Raw genomic sequence first — 18,024 nt, forward strand, 5'->3', positions numbered from 1 at the left:
ACCCACAACCCAACCCCGGGAACCCCGGCAAGCCATGAGCGGCAGCAAGAGAAAAACCTACACCAACCCCCACCACAACACAACCCACCGGCGTGTCGCAACCCCCACAACCCAACAACCACAACACCTCCACCGGCGTGTCGCAAACCGCCACAAACACCCCTGAGCGCCACACACGGCGCGCGAACCGTTTCTCAGCACGCCCAACACACGCGGTCTTGACGTTGTCAACATATGCGGGTATGTTTACTTCTCGCCTCGGGCGGTTGGCGCAGTGGTAGCGCACTTCCCTGACACGGAAGGGGTCACAAGTTCGAATCTTGTATCGCCCACCAGGCTGCACACTGTGCATTGCCTTTGCGGACATAGCTTAGTTGGTAAAGCGCGACCTTGCCAAGGTCGAGACCGCGGGTTCGAGTCCCGTTGTCCGCTCTCTTGTTCTTACTGATTATCCGCCATTCCAGACGGTTTACGCCAATTCCCCGCGCATCGGCACATGGCAGAATTCCGGCACTTTGTACCACTTCACCGTATACCCGGCGCCGTGCGCGCAGAACACCGAATCCGGTGTATGCTCCAGATCGGCCTCGGGGTCATAGCCCACCGCCTCCACGACCGCCTGCTCGTCATGGCATTCCCTGTATCCGCCGAACATGAGCGCTAGACGCCCTTCGCCGTGCGTATATGCGTTCACGTCCATCGCATAGTCGCGCATCTCGCTCACCGGCGCCGCGCCTTCCACCACGGCAAGTCCGTCCGCGATCTGCGGGGCCGCGCTCTCGCCGCTCATCCGCTGCACGTCGCTCAACGCGCGCCCGAGCATCTCCTGCGGAAGCTCAAGACGGAACCGGTACCACGGTTCGAGCAGCACGGCATGCCCCGTCTCGCGCGTCTCCATGAGTCCCTGCCGCACCGCGCGGTAGGTCGCCTGCCGGAAATCGCCGCCTTCGGTGTGCTTCAAGTGGCCACGCCCGCCGATGAGCGTCAACCGCATGTCGGTGATCGGCGCGCCGATGAGCACGCCCGGATGCTCGGTCTCCTGCAGATGCTGCATGATGAGCCGCTGCCAATTGCGGTCGAGCTCGTCTTCGCTCACATCCGTGGCGAACTCCAGTCCGCTCCCCCGCGCAAGCGGCTCAAGCAGCACGTGCGCTTCCGCGTAATGGCGCAGCGGCTCAAAATGGCCCACGCCTTCGACGGTCGCGGTGATCGTCTCCGCGTACAGGATCGACCCCGGGCCGAATGAGATGTCGAGCCCGAAACGGTCGCGCATCAGCTGTTCAACGATCTCCAGCTGCACGGCGCCCATGAGCTGCACATGCGCCTCCTGCAGCCGCTCCTGCCACACCACGTGCAGCAGCGGCTCCTCATCTTCGAGCTCGCGCAGCGCCTGCAGACATGCGTGCACATCGTTGCTCCCCGGCAACAGTGTGTAGGTGAGCACCGGCCGCAATGCCGGCTGTGCCGCATTGCGCGCCGTGCCGAGCCCTTCGCCGGGGAATGTGCGCGCGGGTCCGGTGACCGCGCACACCGTGCCCGCGGGCACCGACTCGACCGTCGTGAATTTCGCACCCGAGTAGACGCGCACCTGGTCCACTTTCTCCGCGCCGCTCGCTTCGGGCAGCATCATCTTGGCGGTGAGCTCGCCGCCGGTCACTTTGATCCAGCTCAGGCGGTTGCCCTGCCGGTCGTGCGAGATCTTGAACACGCGCGCGCCGAATTCGGCGGTATAGTGCGGTTCGCGCGTGAAATACGCAAAGCCTTCCAGAAACTCGCTGATGCCCTGCATTTTGAGTGCCGCGCCGAAATACACCGGCACAACCGCGCCGTCGGCGATCATGCCGCGCACGGTGCGCACGTCAATGCCGCCTGTCTCGAGGTATTCGTCCATCGCGGCCTCGCTTTGCATCGCGATCGCGTCAAGCTGATCGCTCGACGGCCCATCCACCGCAGCAGTGAAGTCGATGCACGCGTCCGAACAGCGCGTGTGCAGCTGGTCGAGGATGCGCGCGCGGCTGGCGCCCGGCGCATCCATCTTGTTGACGAACACGAACACGGGCACATGGTAGCGCTGCAGCAGCCGCCACAGTGTGAGTGTATGGCCCTGCACGCCGTCGGCTGCAGACACCACGAGGATCGCGTAGTCGAGCGCCTGCAGTGTGCGCTCGGTTTCGGCGGAGAAATCGACGTGGCCTGGGGTGTCGAGGATTGTGAGCTCCACATCGCCCACGCGCATCACCGCAGGCTCGGTGTAGATGGTGATGCCGCGCGCGCGTTCGATCGCGTCGGTGTCGAGGAACGCGTCGCCGTGGTCCACGCGTCCGAGTTTGCGCGTGGTGCCGGTGGCGTACAGCAGCGCTTCGGACAGTGTGGTCTTGCCGGCGTCCACATGCGCCACGATTCCCGTTACGATCCGCTTCACCGAAGTCTCCTTTCCGCGCGCAATGCGCGTCATGCCACCCCGAACACGCCGCCGTGCACGGTGTAGACGAGACCGCACACGCCCAACACCACGATAAGCGACAATACAACCCAGCCCCTATGCGAAAACAGCTGGCGCAGTGGCACGCCAGGGCGGCGCTGCCGGCGCGCCACCACGAGCAGCGGCAGGCCAATCGCATACAACGCGCACGCCATCATCAGATACCGCAGCCCCGCCGAGTAGACGAGGAACAGCGAGAACAGCGTGCCCAGTATGCCGGTGGCGAGCGCACGATGGCGCGCGACCGCACTGCGGAACACGGTGCGCTCGCGTACGGCGACCTTCCACAGATACACACAGCACAACAGGTAGCAGGGCATGGCCATGACCGAGGTGATGGAAATCATGACCCCCCAAGCGTCCCCGTTGACGAAGTGGCAGAGCACGAACAGCAGCTGGCAGGTGATGGCGGTCCATACCAAGCCGGTGGATGGCGCGCCGAAGCGGTTGGTGGCGAGGAAGGACCGCGGATAGATGCCGTCGCGCGCGGCGTACAGCGGCATCTGGCTGATCATGATCATCCACACGAGCCATGCGAACACCACGGAGATGATCACGCCTACGTTGACCATGATGGAGCCCCACTGGCCGAAGCGCTGTTCCATGATCACCGACATCGAGGGGTTGGGCATCTGCGCCACCTGGCTGGCGGAATATACACCGAGCGGCAGCAGCGAAACAAGGATGTAGAGCACGAGCACGGTGAGATAACCGGCGGTTGTGGCACGGGAGACGTCGCGCGGATGGCGCGCCGAACCGGAGACCACGACCGCGCCCTCCATGCCGATGAACAGCCACAGGGTGACGAGCATGGAGTCGCTCACCTGGGAACCGATGCGGTGCACGTCGAACCCAAGTGGCGTGCCTTGGGCGCTCAATCCCCAGAAGCCGCGCACAAATACGCCGGTTTTGAATACGGCGGCGAGCGCCACCACGAACACGAGCACGGGGATCATCTTGCAGATGGTGCCGGCGATGTTGATGATGGCGCCTGTTTTTGTACCCAGCGACGCCACGATGAACATGAGCCAGAGGATGAGCGACGAGGCCACGGTGGACGCGATGTTGTTGCCATTGGTGAAGGTGCCGGGCATAAAGATGTCGAGCGTGGACATGATGAGCACGCCGTAGGCCACCAATGAGAAGCAGTTGCACAGCCAATACCCGTAGGCCACGAGGAAGCCGACGAAATCGCCGAACCCAGTGCGGGCATACGAGTAGAGACCGTCTTGCATATGCGGTTTGACGTGGGTGAGCACACGGAACGTGTTGACGATGAACCACATGCCCACGCCGGTGATCGCCCATGCCACGATCTGGCCACCGGCGGAAGCATGCTGCGCCATGTTCTGCGGCAGGCTGAAGATGCCACCGCCCACCATCGCCGACACCACAAGCGCGAACAGACCGACGAATCCCACCGTGCCACGAGACCCCGCGGCCGCCGAAGCGGAATCGCCCGCCATCACCGGCGCATTGGATGCGTGTTGCCCGCTGTCCGCCATCGTCAATCCACTCCTGCTGTGTGCATGCATGCCGACATCAGAGCGTAACAGATGGCTCGTTCCGCCCGGCCGGTTGTGCGGCCGGCGCAATGTGCCATGGTGTCACACCCAACCGCGCACCGCGTAGAAGCGCAGTGTGCACAGCACGTCCACGAGGATGTCGTTGAGCGACCCGGCGGTGTAGTCGACCATGGCGTAGGACGCATACCCGTCTTCGAGACGCCACATCGTGGCGCATGAAAACCCGTTGGCTGCCGTGCCATGGAACCGCAGCAGGGCCGCGTTCGGCGCCGCGTGTGCATCTGCGCTGTGCAGTTCGAACGCGCATGGGTCTTCCGCGCTCGCGGCCACACGCACCGGCGCTGCGATTCCGAGCTGGGATTCAGGCAGCACAATGGGCGCAATCCGCGCGATGCGCTGTTCGAGTAGATCGACAGTCACGGCAGGCGGATTGCCAACGGTGCTGATGAGGTCCTGATAGGCGTAGGCGATGCGCCGTGCGGCTGACGCAGAAGGCGTGTCCGCGCGCATCGTCGTCAGGATGCGCTGCGACTTTGGCGCATCGGCCGATTGCTCGATGAATGTGGCGGTCAGGCCTTCGGCGTCATAGTCGCAGTCGAGCGTGACCACGTGCCCATGGTTTGCGCGTGCTTGCATGTGCAGTCGAGCGTGGTCATCCGGATCGTCGCATAGGCGCATCAGTGCGGCGGTGAGTTCGTTTTCTGAAGGCATGCACTCCATATAACAGTATCCCGCCTCCAAACGGGGGCGGGATACTGTTGCAATATAATTCCCCATGTGAATTACACGGTGTTGGGCCGTATGACTCACACGCTTATGGTTTCCTCACCAATGGGAACAATATATGGGGAATCAATCAGCCTTCCTTGGCTTCGGCTTCACGTTCAATGGCTTTGTCCACATTGTCTGCGGCTTTGTCAAGGTCCACGTCCGACTTGGCGTCGTGCTTGGCGGCCCTTTCGACGTCCTTAATCGCATCCTTTTCCTGATGCTCGGCCTTATGCACGTCCACATCGGCCTTAAAGTCATCGAACCTCTCTTTGAGCGTTTCGTGGGGCTTCTTTTCGCCTGCCATAACGACCACCTTTCGTGTGAGTAGTCTGTAGCCCATCCGGGCCTACTCCCATTACACCGCATCCCGCATCTCGCCGTGCCAAGCGACGCTACAAGCGTATATTCGACCGTCATTTTTTGGCGATTCCGCATGGCATTGGCTTGCACGCCAAAACACGATGGCAACATGCATTATTCCCGTTTTCCGCGCAGCACCGAAGCCCCTATGCATATGGGGAACGCGGTGTTAGGTTGAGAGCAGGCGCGCAAAAAGACGCGCCGAACATCTATCACAACCATACGCAAGTCCCGAGGTGCCATTGTGTTCCATCCCCGTTTTTCACACCCGTCCGCACACGTCACCGCCGCGATCGCTTCCATCGCGGCGCTCGGCATGTTGCTGGCCGGCTGCGGCACCAGCGGCGGCACCGGCTCCCCCAGCGCGCAAGGCTCATCAAGCACCGCAACCACTTCGGTGATCACGGTGAACAACGTGGAACCCTCCGCCAACCTGTTGCCCGGCAACACCAACGACATGGCCGGCTGGAAGGTCGTGACACAGCTCTTCGACGGGCTCGTCACATTCTCGGACGACGGCAAGCTGATCTACGCCGACGCCAAATCGATCACCCCGAACAGCGACGCCTCGCAATACACGATCACACTGCGCGACGGTCTGCAGTTCTCCGACGGACAGAAGATCACCGCGCAGACCTATGCCAAGACGTGGTCGTTCGCAGCGAACGCCGCAAACGGGCAGCTCGGCGCTGCGATCTTCTCCACCATCCAAGGCTACGACGCGCTGCAGGACGCCAACGGCGACAAAGACGCACAGTTGAGCGGCCTCAAGGTGGTGGACGACCGCACGCTGCAGGTCACGCTCAACGCACCCGACTCCTCGTTCCCTTACAAGGTGGGCGACGTGGCGTTCCTGCCGATTCCCGAAAGCGCATACTCCGATGTAAACGCGTTCGGCGAGCACCCGATCGGCAACGGCCCCTACATGCTCAAGCAGTGGGACCATGATTCGAGCATCCAGCTTGTGCCGAATCCGAAGTACACCGGGCCGCGCATACCGAAGAACGGCGGCGTCACCTTCGAGCTGTACACCGACGTGCAAACCGCGTATGCAGACGTGGAATCAGGCAATCTCGACGTGATCGACACGATTCCCACCTCCGCGCTCGCCACGTACCAACATGAAAGCGGCATTCAGGCCTTCAACAAGCCAGGCCCCGCGTTCCGCTCGTTCACGATCCCGCAGAAGCTCGCGCATTTTTCCGGTGAGGAGGGACGGTTGCGCCGTGCGGCGATCAGCCATGCCGTGAACCGCGCCAACATCATCGAGAAGGTGATGTACGGCACCGCCACCGTAGCCACGGACTTCACCGCGCCGACGATCGCCGGCTATTCCAAGAGCCTCAAGGGCGCAAGCGTACTCGACTACAATGCCGAGACGGCCAAGAAACTGTGGGACCAGGCCAATGCGATCAGCCCGTGGAGCGGCACGTTCCGCCTCGCCTACAGCGCGGACAGCGGCGACAAGCAGCGCGTGGAGGGCATCACAAACTCCATCAAGAACGCCTTGGGCATCGACGCGCAGCCATACATCATCCCCACGCAGAAGGAATTAAGCAGCGCGATCCACGACCGCACGATCAACGCGGCGTTCCTGCAGGGCCTGCAGTCCGACTACCCATATCCGGAAGGATATCTCATGCAGGCCTACGATTCGTCAGCGGCTGACGGCAAGGGCCTGAACAACGGCGATTACAAGAGCACGGCCTTCGACAAACTGAGCGATGACGCTGCGCGCCAAACCAACGTGGATGATGCGATCAGCTACTATCATCAGGCTGAAGAGGTGCTGTTCAAGGATTTGCCGGTGGTTCCGCTGTGGTATGCGAATGTGACCGCGGCGGCCGGCGAGCATGTGCAGCATGTCGGATTCAATTACATGGGCGTGCCGAAGTACAACGAAATCACGAAGTGATGGCATATGGGAGCAATTGCGAACGATGAGATGATCACCGCCAAAGACGGTCAACAGCACAGTTGGAAGTCGATCAAGCTGCTCATCGCCACGCTGATTGTCAGCACGCTCGGCGACGGCTTCTGCGGTGTGATGATGGCGGTCGCGCTCCCGAACATCTCGGAAACCTACCATGTGAGCATCGCCACAGCCAACTGGGTGACGGTTGGCTATGCAATCGTCGCGGCCACGGCGGTGATGACCGCCGCCACCGTGCTCGCGCGCATCGGCTTGAAGAAACTGTTCTTCTGGAGCCGCGTGCTGCTCATCGTCAGTTCGCTCATTGGCCTGTTCTCCCTGAATTTTCCGATGATGCTCACGAGCCGCCTGATCCAGGCGGTCGGGTCGGGACTCATGTTCCCAACAATCAACACGGTGATCATCCGTGTGGTACCAGCCAAGATCTCGGGCCGTGTGGTGTCGCTCAACAGCGCCATCATCGGTCTGGGCATCGCGGTGGCCCCGTTGCTCAGTGGCGTGTTCCTGACCTATGTGAGCCTGACGTCGATGTATGTGGTGCCGTTGGCGGTCGGCATCATCTCGATCCTCATGGGCGCGAAGTTCATGTTCGACGTCGAACCGCGCAAGCGGCATCCGATCGACGTGCTGTCGATCGTGCTCTCGTTCGTGGGCTTGGCCGCGCTGATGATGGGCTTCTCTGAGCTGACGCACCGCCCGCTGTTCGCCGTGCCCATGCTCATCGTCGGTGTGGCGGTGCTCGCGTGGTTCACCGTGCGCCAGTTCCATGTGGACGTGCCGCTGCTCGACCTGCACCCGATGAAGCACTTGTATGTGTCGATCGGCGTGCTCATGTACATGGCGGGTGCGATGGGCCAGCAGGCCGTGTTGTTGCTGTTGCCGCTGTACTTGGAGCGCGCGTGCGATTACACGCCGTTCGTGGCCGGCTGTTTCCTGCTCATCATGACGTTGTTCTATTCGGGTTCGGTGATTGTGGGAGGCAAGACCGTGGACCGTTCCGGCATGTGGCCGGTCGTCTCGAGCGGCTTCCTGCTCATGGTCATCGGCCTGTTCGCCACGTTCTTCGCGGCCCCCACCAAGATCGCGTGGCTCGTGGTGCTCATCGGATCCGTTGTGGTGGTCGGCGACGCGCTCATCAATGTGCCCGATAAGGATGTGGTGCTTGAGGCGCTGCCCGACAATGCCGTGCCCGACACGAGTGCGATCTTCTCGACCGGCAACCAGATCGCAGGATCGATCGGATCCGCGCTGTTCGTGGGTGTGCTTTCCGCCGACGTGCTCAGGCAGACCGCCGCGGGCATCAACCGCCATGCGGCGTATGCCAACGGTTTCCAGCATTCGATCCTCATCGCCGCAATCTTCGAAGTGGTGATGCTGCTCGTCTCGGTGTGGTACTCGCGCGAGATGGTGAAGCACGACCGCGCCAAGATCAACCAGCCGGCATAATCTCAGCCCTCAGCCGCACTGCATGACACAGCGAACGCCGGGACCCGCATGCACGGGCCCCGGCGTTCGTCTATGCGCCGCCCTTACACGGACGGCATGGTGTTTCAGTTGTTGGCAGCCTGCTGCTGCTCTTCCACGCCGACCTCGGCCTTGAGGCGGGCCAGTTCGTCGTCCACGGACGCGGAGCCACCGGCGAGGTACTTGTTGGCGATGTCTTCGTTGCTCGCCTGCGTGTTCAGTTCGGCGGTGGCGTTGGCCTCGTTGAGCATGCGGTCGGCCTTCTCCTCCATGCGCTCGAACGCGGCGGTGCCTCGCGAGGCCTTGGCGGTCTTCTCGGTGGCTTCGTTGACGTGCTGCTGCGCGTTGGCCACGGAGACCTTGGCATGCACCGCGGCACGGCGTGCCTGCAGGCTGTTGATGTCGTTGACCAGCTTGTCGTGCATCTGACGCATCTTCGCCGCATTGTCTTCGGCGACGGTGGCGGCGGTCTCAAGCGAGGTGAGCGTGCTCTCATACTGCTGCTTGGTGGCGAGCAGTTTGCGGGCATCGTCGTCGTTGCCGGCCTTGACCGCGGCCTTCGCGGCCGCCTCGTACTTGGCGATGTCCGCCTTGCAGTCGTTGACCTGCTGGCGTGCGTTGGTGGCTGCGGCCATGACGCTTGCGGTCTCCTTCTTGACCGATGCGAGGTCTTCGTTGAGGTCAAGCAGCATCTGGTCGACCATCTTCGCCGGATCTTCGGCCTTGTCGAGCAGCGCATTGATGTTTGCGCGCATGATGTCGCCGAATCGTTTGAGAATAGCCATGGCTATTGTCCTTTCTGTTCCTGACCAACCTGATCGTTGTGATCTGCCTGATCATATTTTTCCAAAATCGGATCGCGCGCCTCTTCGAGCGGTGTGGTGACCATACGCTCCACATACTGCTCGTGCTCGCGTTTGCGCTTGATGAGCATCCACGCGATCACGGCGCCAATGGCAAGGATGCCGATCACAATGACCGCGATGATCACCCACTTGTGCACATCGTTCTTCGTGGTCGTCTTGGTCATGATGCGGTCCGCGGTCGAATCGAACGTGGCCACGATCGCATCGTCCGTCGACCGGTCGCTGAACCAGTACTCGTCAAGGTACGTCCAGAAGATCTCGGTGGCCTGCGCGTCCATGATGCTCGAGACGTGTTTGCCGTTGACAAGCGTCATGTACCCCACATCGTTGTCCACGTCCTGTTCGGCGAAATACACGAACAGCAGCGTGTCTTCGTTGTCGATGTGGTCGTCGTACCATTCGCGCGCCCACGCCTGTTTCTCGTCATCGGTTGTGAGCTTCGGGTTGTATTTGGCGAACAGGATGTACGGCTGTATGCCGGTCTTGTCGTAGAACACCTTGAGGCGTTTGGCCGCTGACGTGCGGTTTTCGAACCAGCCGAGCTGGTCGTCGATGCAGTTCGAGTCGTATGGCAGCCCGGAATCGAGCTTCGTGCGGTTGTATGTGCTCTCCGGCACCGTCACATTGTAATCGTTGCGGTTGGGCTCATTGTTCGAGCAGCTGGGCATCATGAAGATGAGCAGGAAGATGACGAGCGCGGCCAGGATGCCGATCAGTGGCATGAGCCCGGTGAGCCCTCCATGGGGCTTTTTGCCACCGTTGTTGTTGCCGCCGAACGGCGTTTGCGTGGGGGGTGGGGTCACCGGTGGGCCACCGGCCGGCGAGAACGGCCCCTGCCCCGCCCCCTGTGTGCCCGTGCCGAACGGTCCGCCCGAATACGAACGGGGCATCTGCTGGCCGCCGTAACGCGGCTGTTGCCCCATCGCGTCGAAAATCTCCTCGGGGAACGGCATACTGCGCCGGCCGTAGCGGTTACGCGCGGAGCGCCGCCCCGCATTGTAGCCACCCGCCATGCCTATGCCGGCCGCACGGAACAGATCGCCCACATCGAATGATCCACTCGACCCTGTGGATCCACTGGATTGCGGGAAGCCAGCGGGTCCACCGCCTGCGCGTCGCCCCGAGCCCGGCATGCTCGGCCGGTGTCCACTGGACATGCGTGACCCTCCATCGTGGCCGCTTGACGAACGGCCCGACCCCGAACCGGCACCAGCTCTTGGCATGTGATCATCCTAACCTCGTTGTGGGTATTGGTATCAATATAGCCGATGAGGACAGCTCGATACGCCACCATGCCCCACTTCACTCCTTGGGCGTAGGAATCTCCTTCCGTTGCCCCTTGCGGCACGGTGCCAGATGCATGACCGGGAGGAGGCCCGCCATGAACACCGTGAGCAATCCACAGGCGAGCCACGCCCATACCGAAAACGTGCCGGTGACCGGCATCACACTGACGCCCGGAGCCTGAGAGACCAGCTCGTATTGCACGATGCTGCCATCGTAGTTGTATCGGGTCATCGTGTTCCATTGCGCAGCGCCGGGCTCCCCGCCTTCCGGATACCGGGCCGAGTCATTGCCGATAATCGCCGTGGCCGACTCGTCCAACGCATACCCATCAGGGAACAACGCCCGGTCGGTCTGGGGGAAATCGCCGATGGACGTCGGATAATCGGAGCGTTTGAACTCGTCGAGGTTATCCGCATACGTCTTCGTCAGGTCATCGAGATCCTTGTACTGGTCCTTGCCGGATTCGTCTTTCCAATGCAGGCGCGCACGGATCGTGGAATGGCCGGTGACGGTGATGCGTGCGGCGTCGGCATCGGATGCCCGGGTAACCAACGGCATCATCGGAGTGCCGTCGGCCTGTTGGGCGTACAGTCCCGAAGACAGCGCCACGGTCTTCTGCGCGTCGTGCACCAACGTCGGGTCGATGCCTGTGAGCACAAAGCGGCCCGCGACCGCGGAGGCCGGCAACACATCCATCTCGATGACCAGCGAACGCACCTTGGACCAATCCGTGACCTGGTCGGCGGTGACGAAACCATCCGTGGACGGCACCGCGCCCTTCGCGTCCGTCAGCACCACCGGAGATGTAGAATACAGCACTGTGTATGCGCCATCGACCGGCGACCCATCGCTCGATATCTCGGTCACCGGCCCCGTGAGTTGCACTGAGAAGCCGTTGCCGGAATCCCGCTGCGGAACGTTGACGAATTCCTTGAGGTTCGTCAGCCGTTGCGGTGTGCCATTGGTCAGGGTCACCGCGAACCGCATGGTTCTTGGGTCCGCGTAGTTCGTGGTGTCGCCATTGCCGGCGGCCTTGTCGTCGGAACCCGTCTGCGAGGCGAATGCATACGCCAGATTGCCCTGCGACAGCTCCCCTGACATCACCGCATTCGGGGCGGAGACCGCCCAAGTGCCTTCTCCCACCTTGTAGACGTGGTCGCTTGCGCCGCCTACATAACTGTGATTGGCAGGTACGCCCGCGGCATTGGACGCGGTCATGGCGGTGGTCGGACTGACCATGTAGATCTCCCAGGGGTACGATCCGGCCGCTGTGTCCGGCGCGATGTCGAGATGCACCTGGTTGTTGGACCCTTGCGCCGTGTAATAGTCGTATCCTGTGCCGGTATAGTCCACCTTCACCACCTGGCGGCCGTCCGTGGCCTGGAAGGCGCTGACATGCGGCTGCACCGTGATGCCGTCATGGTTGTTGAGCGTCGTCACGCCGATCTGCTCGTCGTACGAGACCCCTCTCGGCAGCACGTAATAGAACACGGGCTCGTGGATGCTGCGTGTGGTCTGGTTGCCGTCCAGATTCGCCCACAGGGAGATGTATCCGGAATCCTTGGATCCCGGAAGCCGCTTTGCCTGAGAGGGATACACGCCGAGCGACGCCTTCAGCTCTTCCGTGGTGATGACCTGCTGCCGCACGCTTGCGGTGAGCGAGAACGACGTCCATTGCCTGTTCTTCGCGTCCCATTGCCTTGCGCTTGGCACCGATAGCGATGCGGATGTGGTGATCATGTCGCCGCTCCTGACCGGCGTACCGTCGTCGTAGGAGCCCGCCAGTGTGCCTTGCACGTACACCATGGTCCGGCCTGCGCATGCCGCATTGTCGTCCACAAACGTGGTGCAGGACGATCCGGCATCGGTGTCGGCCCCGGAATCGAGCATGTTCGGATACAATGTGATGTCGCGGATGGGCGAGTCCTTGGACCGTGCGATCGTTCCACCGGCGGGCACCGTGCCGGTCATGAGTGTGCCATCCAGCAAGGTGACCTCATACCGGTACTGCGTCAGGTCGGGAAGTTTCTGCGCGTTGGACGGCGTCACCACCGCCGTCGCGTCGAACCCGCTGGGCACCTTGATCTCCAGGACGGCGTCGTCCACGTTCATGGGGGAATCGTTGCCGAATCCCACGAAGTTGAGTGTCGTGAGCTTGCTGTCCTTGGTGAGCAGCAGATCGTTCACCGTGTTGTTGCCGCCGATGCTGACGGCCATGCAGTCCGTGTTGCCGTTGTCGCACAACTGCGAATCCCCGGACGGCCGCAGGTATTCGGTCCACGCCGGCACCGTTGCGGTGAGATGCTGTTCGCGGCCCTGTGGGTCGACGACCGTCTGGTCCACCGACACGGGGCTTTCCGCCGTCAGTTCGGTCACCTCCTGTGGCGGTTCGGTCCGGTAGGAGCCTACAAGATAATACGGCGGCGCCGCCTGCCAGCTCTGTCTGCCGGAGCCTTTGGGCACCGTGATCACGATATCGCCCGAAACCCCGTCAGGCTGGGCGATCGTCGTTTTGTCAGTGAACCCGTTCTTCACATTGGTGGCCTCCTGGTCCAGACGAAAGTGCTTGGGGACAGGAATACGGATTGTGGTGCCATGGTTCACCGCCGAATTGACCTGTGCGGACGACCATGACGTGTCGTCGTACACCCCGTCCGTCTCATTCAACGCAAACCGATAGGTGTAGTTCTGATTCGCGTAGATGGCCTTGTATGAACTGCTTGGGGGCGTCACACGGGTGATGGCGGTGGGCTTCATCACAGGACGGATGACCTGCGTGAACTCGATGGGCTCGAGCTTGGTGCCATTGCATGACCACGTGATCGTCTTCGTGGAGGTGCCCACACCGTCGATCGGGGTCGGCTGCGCATAGTAATTGTTCCGTGTCGCAAGCACGATGTTGACGGAAAACGACGCCGAGGCCGAGAACGTGTAGGTGAACGTCGTGGCATGCGACGCATTGTCGTCCCTGCGCGTGACCGTGCCGATGCTCGGCGGCACCTCTTCGGAATCCGAGATGGCGTATGTGCCGTTGCCGTTCGCTATTGATTGCGGCACGGTGATGGTGTATGTATCTCCGGCATGGGCCCTGACCGCAAGCGTCAATGTCGCATCCGCCGGATCTGGGACATTGCCGATCCGGTTGCGCGAAAGCGTGAGCGTCGCGTCCGCGCTCGTACTGGATACACTCTGCGCCACATCCGCCGACGTGGCTTGCGAATCCTGTTCGGAGGCGGCCGCCGTACCGGTGACCGCACATGTTCCCAGCAGCAGTGCGACAGCCGTGAGCACCGCTGTGATTTCACGTCTTATCATCCGTTCGTCCCTCATAACACAGAAAGGGGATCATATATATATACACGCGCATTGCGGGAGTCCCCTTGTCGGCCTTGTATCTGCAGCCATTATCACCAACGTCCACACAAACACCATCCTTGTTCACGAAAGGCCGATTATCCCGTGTAGCGGGAAGCCCCAATCAACCATGCACGGTGATGCCGTGGCCGGATGAGGCGCGCTGTTCCCGCCGCCTGTGTCTGATCCAACGCGTGACGAGGATCGCGGCGAGGATCGCGACAAGGAAGCAGGCCAACCCCACCCCGATGGCGATGAGCAGTCCATCGGACTGCGTGTCGGCAGGCGGTATGTTGTCGGGGATGGGTTCACGTACACCGGTGACGAGCAGACGATCCGTATTCACTCCGATCGGCGTGCAGGTGACCATCGTCACCGTGGCGTTGTCATTGGCGTATTGTGCACGGAGCATCTGCAATGTATGCTCCATCTGGTCGGGTTTGATGGTGCGGATGTCCCCGATGCGGTACCCGTGTTCGCCTCCCAGCACGTCGAGGTAGAAGACGTCTCCCCTCTTCATCTCGTTGAGGCGGGTGAACAGCATGCCCTGCACGCCGCCCGAATGCGCGGCGAGCACCGAATACGTGTGCGCGTCACCGACCGGCATGGCTGTGCCGTAGATGTGGCCCGCACCCTTGTCGAGCACATTGTCGAGCGTCGTGTGGTAGACGGGGATGTTCACCGAGATCTTCGGTATGCGCAGCCGGGCCATGGCGCCGTTGCCGTCGACATCCAGCGTATTGGCGTACTTGCCGTCGGCCGTCTCCAACGGGGCACCGTCGGCCCCCTGCGCATCCGCTGGGATGCGCCCCGCGAACACCGTTTGCAGCGCGTTGTTGTAATCGCGCGCCGATTCGAGCGCCTTGCGCCTGCTCTCCGCCGGCCAGGCGGCGGGGGCGGACGCTACGTCGTCCGCCACGGAGCGCGCGATGATGTCGTTGTGGATGAGTGCGCCGACGACCCACGACAGCATCAACGCGGCGAGAATATAGCAGGCCCATCCGATGATCGCGAACGAAGCGGTCAACGTGTCCTGATGCCGCAGATCGGCTCGGATCCTGGGCGCGAACCAAGCGGCATGACGTGTCCCTGTGGCTGCATGCCGCTCATGCCCTTCGGGCCGTTCCCCGCTCATCGTTCCTCCTGCAAGTCATCCATGATCCACCGTGGTGGTGGCGTGCCGCACCACCACCCATTGAACCCTAGTGCTTCCGGTGGCGTACAGGCAGTATCACCGTCAGCATAGCGAGCGCGATGGCACAACCTACCGCGACCAGCAGACCGGTGACCGACTGCCGTCCGGTCGAGGGCATGACCGATGCCGTGTGCGTCTCGTTGACGAATTCCGTGGCGCCCTCATAGCTCACTGCAGTGGTGAGTGCGCCCGCGCCGTCATCGGCCACCGTGACCGTGGCGACCACGGTGTGCCCGTCGTATACGATGCCGTCGTCCTTGCGCGCGACTTCGCTGATCCGGTACTTATAGGTGCCGGGCGTGACGTATGCCAGTTGCGGAAAGGTGACCGTGCCGTCCTCGAGGTTCGCCGGATTCTTCCCCACGGTCGCGCATGTCTTGGAGGCGTCGTCGATCTGGCACATCGTGAAGGTGAACCGCCCGCGTTCCAGCGGGAACCGGACGTCAGGCTGCTCCTGCGAGCGCAGCGTCTTGTGCACCTGCAGCGTCGCGTACCCGGCCTTCGTGCTGTATGCATTGACCGCCTCGACGGCCATCCGTTCGCCCGCGGACAGGGTTCCGTCGGGGTTCGTCAGTGATTGCAGCGCATATCCCGCCGGGATGTCGGTCTCCTCGACGTGGTATTTCGCCCCGGCCGGTATGTTACCGATCGTCGCGCTCGTTCCCGCGGTGAGCTCGACATCCGCCTTGCCGTCGGTGAACACGGCGTCGCCGTAGGTGCCGCTGATCGCGCGGCTCGCGTTGTCGGCGAGTGTGACGGCGAAGTGGAATTTCCTGCCCGTATCCTGTGTGCCTGTCACGGTCTTGCTGAGGGTGAGCGTGGCCGGTTTCGACGCGTTCCGGAACGTCGTGTCGCCGACGAGTTGCGCGGTCGCGGCGAGCGTGCCGTCCTTGCCATCGGTCACGGTGACGGTGACCTCGACGGTGTGGCCGTCATACGTGATGGTGCCGTCGCTTCCGGCGACTTCACGCACGTAGTAGGTGAATGTGCCGGTCTGGGTGAAGGTCAATGGCGCGAACGGGATCTGCGCGCCCACATTGTGCACGGTCTGCACGGCCTTGCCGTTCTGGTCGAGGAGTTCGAATTGGAAGTCACGGTCGGGCACGTTGCCGTCGAGCAGCTTGGTGAACCGCAGTTGCAGCGCGGTGGATTGCGGGTTGTAGCGGTTCGTGAACGTGGCGGTGGCCATGCTGTTGGCGGGCACGGCGCCTACGGTGTTCTCGCCGGAGACCTGTTCCCACCCGGGAAGCATGCCGCTTGCCCCGCTCGTCGGCCCGGTCTCACCGCTGGACTGCTTCTTCCATTGCGCGTACAGGGTGTACCGGGTGCCGGGGTGTGGGTCCGATGGCTTCCACGTGTCTCCAGGCTGGTACAGCGTGGTCTGGTCGTCTTTCTGTGTGGACCAGCCGATGAACGTCCAGCCGAAGCGCAGGAAGCTGGAGCGTGGCACCGTCGCGGAATCCGCCAGCCCCGTCATGATGGCATCCATGGACCCCAATGCGCCGTTCGCGTCGAACACCGTGATCCAAGACGGCGTGTATCGGATGAACACGCCGCCGGCGGTCACCGGATCATGCTCCGGATCCTCGCTGTTCGTCATATGGTCATACATCGCCGCCGCAGTATACGGTCCGACATAGCCGTCGGTGGATATCCACTGGACGGACGACGCCTCCGCTCCCTGCTCCTTGCCTATGTCTTCCATGGCGTGCACCAAGTCCAGGGAACTTGGGTTCTGCCCCTGCGCGTTGGAGGGGATACCGACGCTCGCCACCGCATCGTCTCCGGAGAACATGTCGGTGGTGTCCGTCTGCGGCATGTTCCATGTGCCCAGCGCCGAAGCGTCGACAAGACCCGTGCAGTCCTTGAACATGGCATTCGCCACCATTACGGTCCAATGGCCCAATCCATCCAACGTGGTCAATCGTGTGCATCCCTTGAACATGGATGCGGCATCCAGGTACCGTTCATCCATGTTCCACGCAGACAACGCCTTCACGCTGGTCAGGGACGAGCAACCCTCGAACATGGACTCCATGTTCGAGGCATAGCCCAATCCCCAATGGGCGAGCGCATCGATGTCAGACAGCGACGCGCAGCCTTTGAACATGGCGTTGAAGTCGTTTGCCGCCTCAAAGGACCAGGAGTCCAGTCCGTTCAACGTCTGCAGGGATGAGCATCCTTCGAACAGCGACGTCACGGTGGATACGCCGTGCAGATCCCACTTGGACAACGGCCTCAGGTCCTTGAGCGAAGCACATCCTTTGAACAGCTCCGTCACGTCCCCGACGGCGCTCAGATTCCATGTGGACAATGGCTGCAGGTTCTCCAACGATGCACAGCCGGAGAACAGCTCAGGCATCTGGTCGACGCCGCTGACATCCCAGGAGGACAGCCCGGAGATGTCGGTCAGATTCGTGCATCCCTTGAACAGTCCGTTGATCTCCCCTTCCACGGTGATGGGACCGTCGGAGACGATCCTGCGGATATCGGCGGCATGGGACTGCCACGGCGTGGTGCCATCGGTGTACACATGTCCCTGCCCCAGATGCAATGTGCCCTGTCCGTCAAGGCTCCATGTGACAGCTTCGTCGCCGTTGCCCCAGATGCCTGAGGTGGCGGCATCGGCCGCGGCACGCGCCATGGGCGCCGCGCCATCTTCCGCGGTGACGACCGCCGGCTGCGCCGGCGGGGCCGGTTCACCGACAGCCATCGCCGACGCCGGCCAGAACATGGCCAGGGAAGCGATGACCGCGGTGGCGGCCTTGATTCCCTTATTCATTTTC

At 62.2% G+C, this 18,024-nt stretch carries 11 protein-coding genes and 2 tRNA genes; 4 read left to right on the plus strand and 9 right to left on the minus strand.

Going from position 1 to position 18,024, the window contains the following annotated elements:
• Nucleotides 1–260 precede the first annotated feature (260 nt).
• Nucleotides 261–335: transfer RNA gene (locus PG2093B_RS06865), tRNA-Val, on the plus strand.
• Nucleotides 336–359: 24 nt separating this feature from the next.
• A tRNA-Gly gene (locus PG2093B_RS06870) sits at nucleotides 360–432 on the plus strand.
• A gap of 37 nt (nucleotides 433–469) precedes the next feature.
• Here the strand turns inward: PG2093B_RS06870 and PG2093B_RS06875 are convergent.
• From PG2093B_RS06875 to PG2093B_RS06890, 4 genes are all read right to left on the minus strand, one after another.
• Complete coding sequence (locus PG2093B_RS06875; protein ID WP_129897865.1) at nucleotides 470–2,422, minus strand: elongation factor G; 1,953 nt, start codon at nucleotides 2,420–2,422, stop codon at nucleotides 470–472.
• A 29-nt stretch (nucleotides 2,423–2,451) separates the two neighbouring features.
• Nucleotides 2,452–3,987 carry a basic amino acid/polyamine antiporter gene (locus PG2093B_RS06880; RefSeq protein WP_129897866.1) on the minus strand — a complete coding sequence of 512 codons (1,536 nt, stop codon included), beginning with the start codon at nucleotides 3,985–3,987 and terminating at the stop codon, nucleotides 2,452–2,454.
• A 102-nt stretch (nucleotides 3,988–4,089) separates the two neighbouring features.
• A complete protein-coding gene (locus PG2093B_RS06885; RefSeq protein ID WP_129897867.1) occupies nucleotides 4,090–4,719 on the minus strand; it encodes a hypothetical protein in 630 nt (209 codons plus the stop codon).
• A 145-nt stretch (nucleotides 4,720–4,864) separates the two neighbouring features.
• Nucleotides 4,865–5,083 carry a hypothetical protein gene (locus tag PG2093B_RS06890; RefSeq protein ID WP_101430300.1) on the minus strand — a complete coding sequence of 73 codons (219 nt, stop codon included), beginning with the start codon at nucleotides 5,081–5,083 and terminating at the stop codon, nucleotides 4,865–4,867.
• 300 nt (nucleotides 5,084–5,383) lie between these two features.
• On the opposite strand from PG2093B_RS06890, the gene PG2093B_RS06895 reads away from it, so the two are divergent.
• Nucleotides 5,384–7,054, plus strand: coding sequence for a peptide ABC transporter substrate-binding protein (locus PG2093B_RS06895; protein WP_129897868.1), 1,671 nt, complete (start codon nucleotides 5,384–5,386; stop codon nucleotides 7,052–7,054).
• 6 nt (nucleotides 7,055–7,060) lie between these two features.
• On the plus strand, nucleotides 7,061–8,518 hold the full coding sequence (locus PG2093B_RS06900) for an MFS transporter (RefSeq protein ID WP_129897869.1): 1,458 nt from the start codon (nucleotides 7,061–7,063) through the stop codon (nucleotides 8,516–8,518).
• A 104-nt stretch (nucleotides 8,519–8,622) separates the two neighbouring features.
• Here the strand turns inward: PG2093B_RS06900 and PG2093B_RS06905 are convergent, their stop codons facing one another.
• The 5 genes from PG2093B_RS06905 to PG2093B_RS06925 all read right to left on the minus strand — a co-directional run bounded on the left by PG2093B_RS06905 (nucleotide 8,623) and on the right by PG2093B_RS06925 (nucleotide 18,020).
• Nucleotides 8,623–9,321, minus strand: coding sequence for a PspA/IM30 family protein (locus PG2093B_RS06905; protein WP_101398938.1), 699 nt, complete (start codon nucleotides 9,319–9,321; stop codon nucleotides 8,623–8,625).
• Nucleotides 9,322–9,323: 2 nt separating this feature from the next.
• Nucleotides 9,324–10,559 carry a hypothetical protein gene (locus PG2093B_RS06910; RefSeq protein ID WP_207215005.1) on the minus strand — a complete coding sequence of 412 codons (1,236 nt, stop codon included), beginning with the start codon at nucleotides 10,557–10,559 and terminating at the stop codon, nucleotides 9,324–9,326.
• Between the two features lie 145 nt (nucleotides 10,560–10,704).
• Entirely contained in the window at nucleotides 10,705–14,004 is a 3,300-nt protein-coding gene (locus PG2093B_RS06915; protein ID WP_129897871.1) for a hypothetical protein, read from the minus strand.
• A gap of 163 nt (nucleotides 14,005–14,167) precedes the next feature.
• Nucleotides 14,168–15,178, minus strand: a complete 1,011-nt coding sequence (locus PG2093B_RS06920; protein ID WP_129897872.1) for a class C sortase — start codon at nucleotides 15,176–15,178, stop codon at nucleotides 14,168–14,170.
• A gap of 67 nt (nucleotides 15,179–15,245) precedes the next feature.
• Nucleotides 15,246–18,020: a Spy0128 family protein gene (locus PG2093B_RS06925; RefSeq protein WP_129897873.1), complete on the minus strand. Its 2,775-nt coding sequence runs from the start codon at nucleotides 18,018–18,020 to the stop codon at nucleotides 15,246–15,248.
• Nucleotides 18,021–18,024 lie beyond the last annotated feature (4 nt).

The sequence above is a fragment of the Bifidobacterium pseudolongum subsp. globosum genome (assembly GCF_004155535.1).
In the GTDB taxonomy this organism is placed as follows: domain Bacteria; phylum Actinomycetota; class Actinomycetes; order Actinomycetales; family Bifidobacteriaceae; genus Bifidobacterium; species Bifidobacterium pseudolongum_C.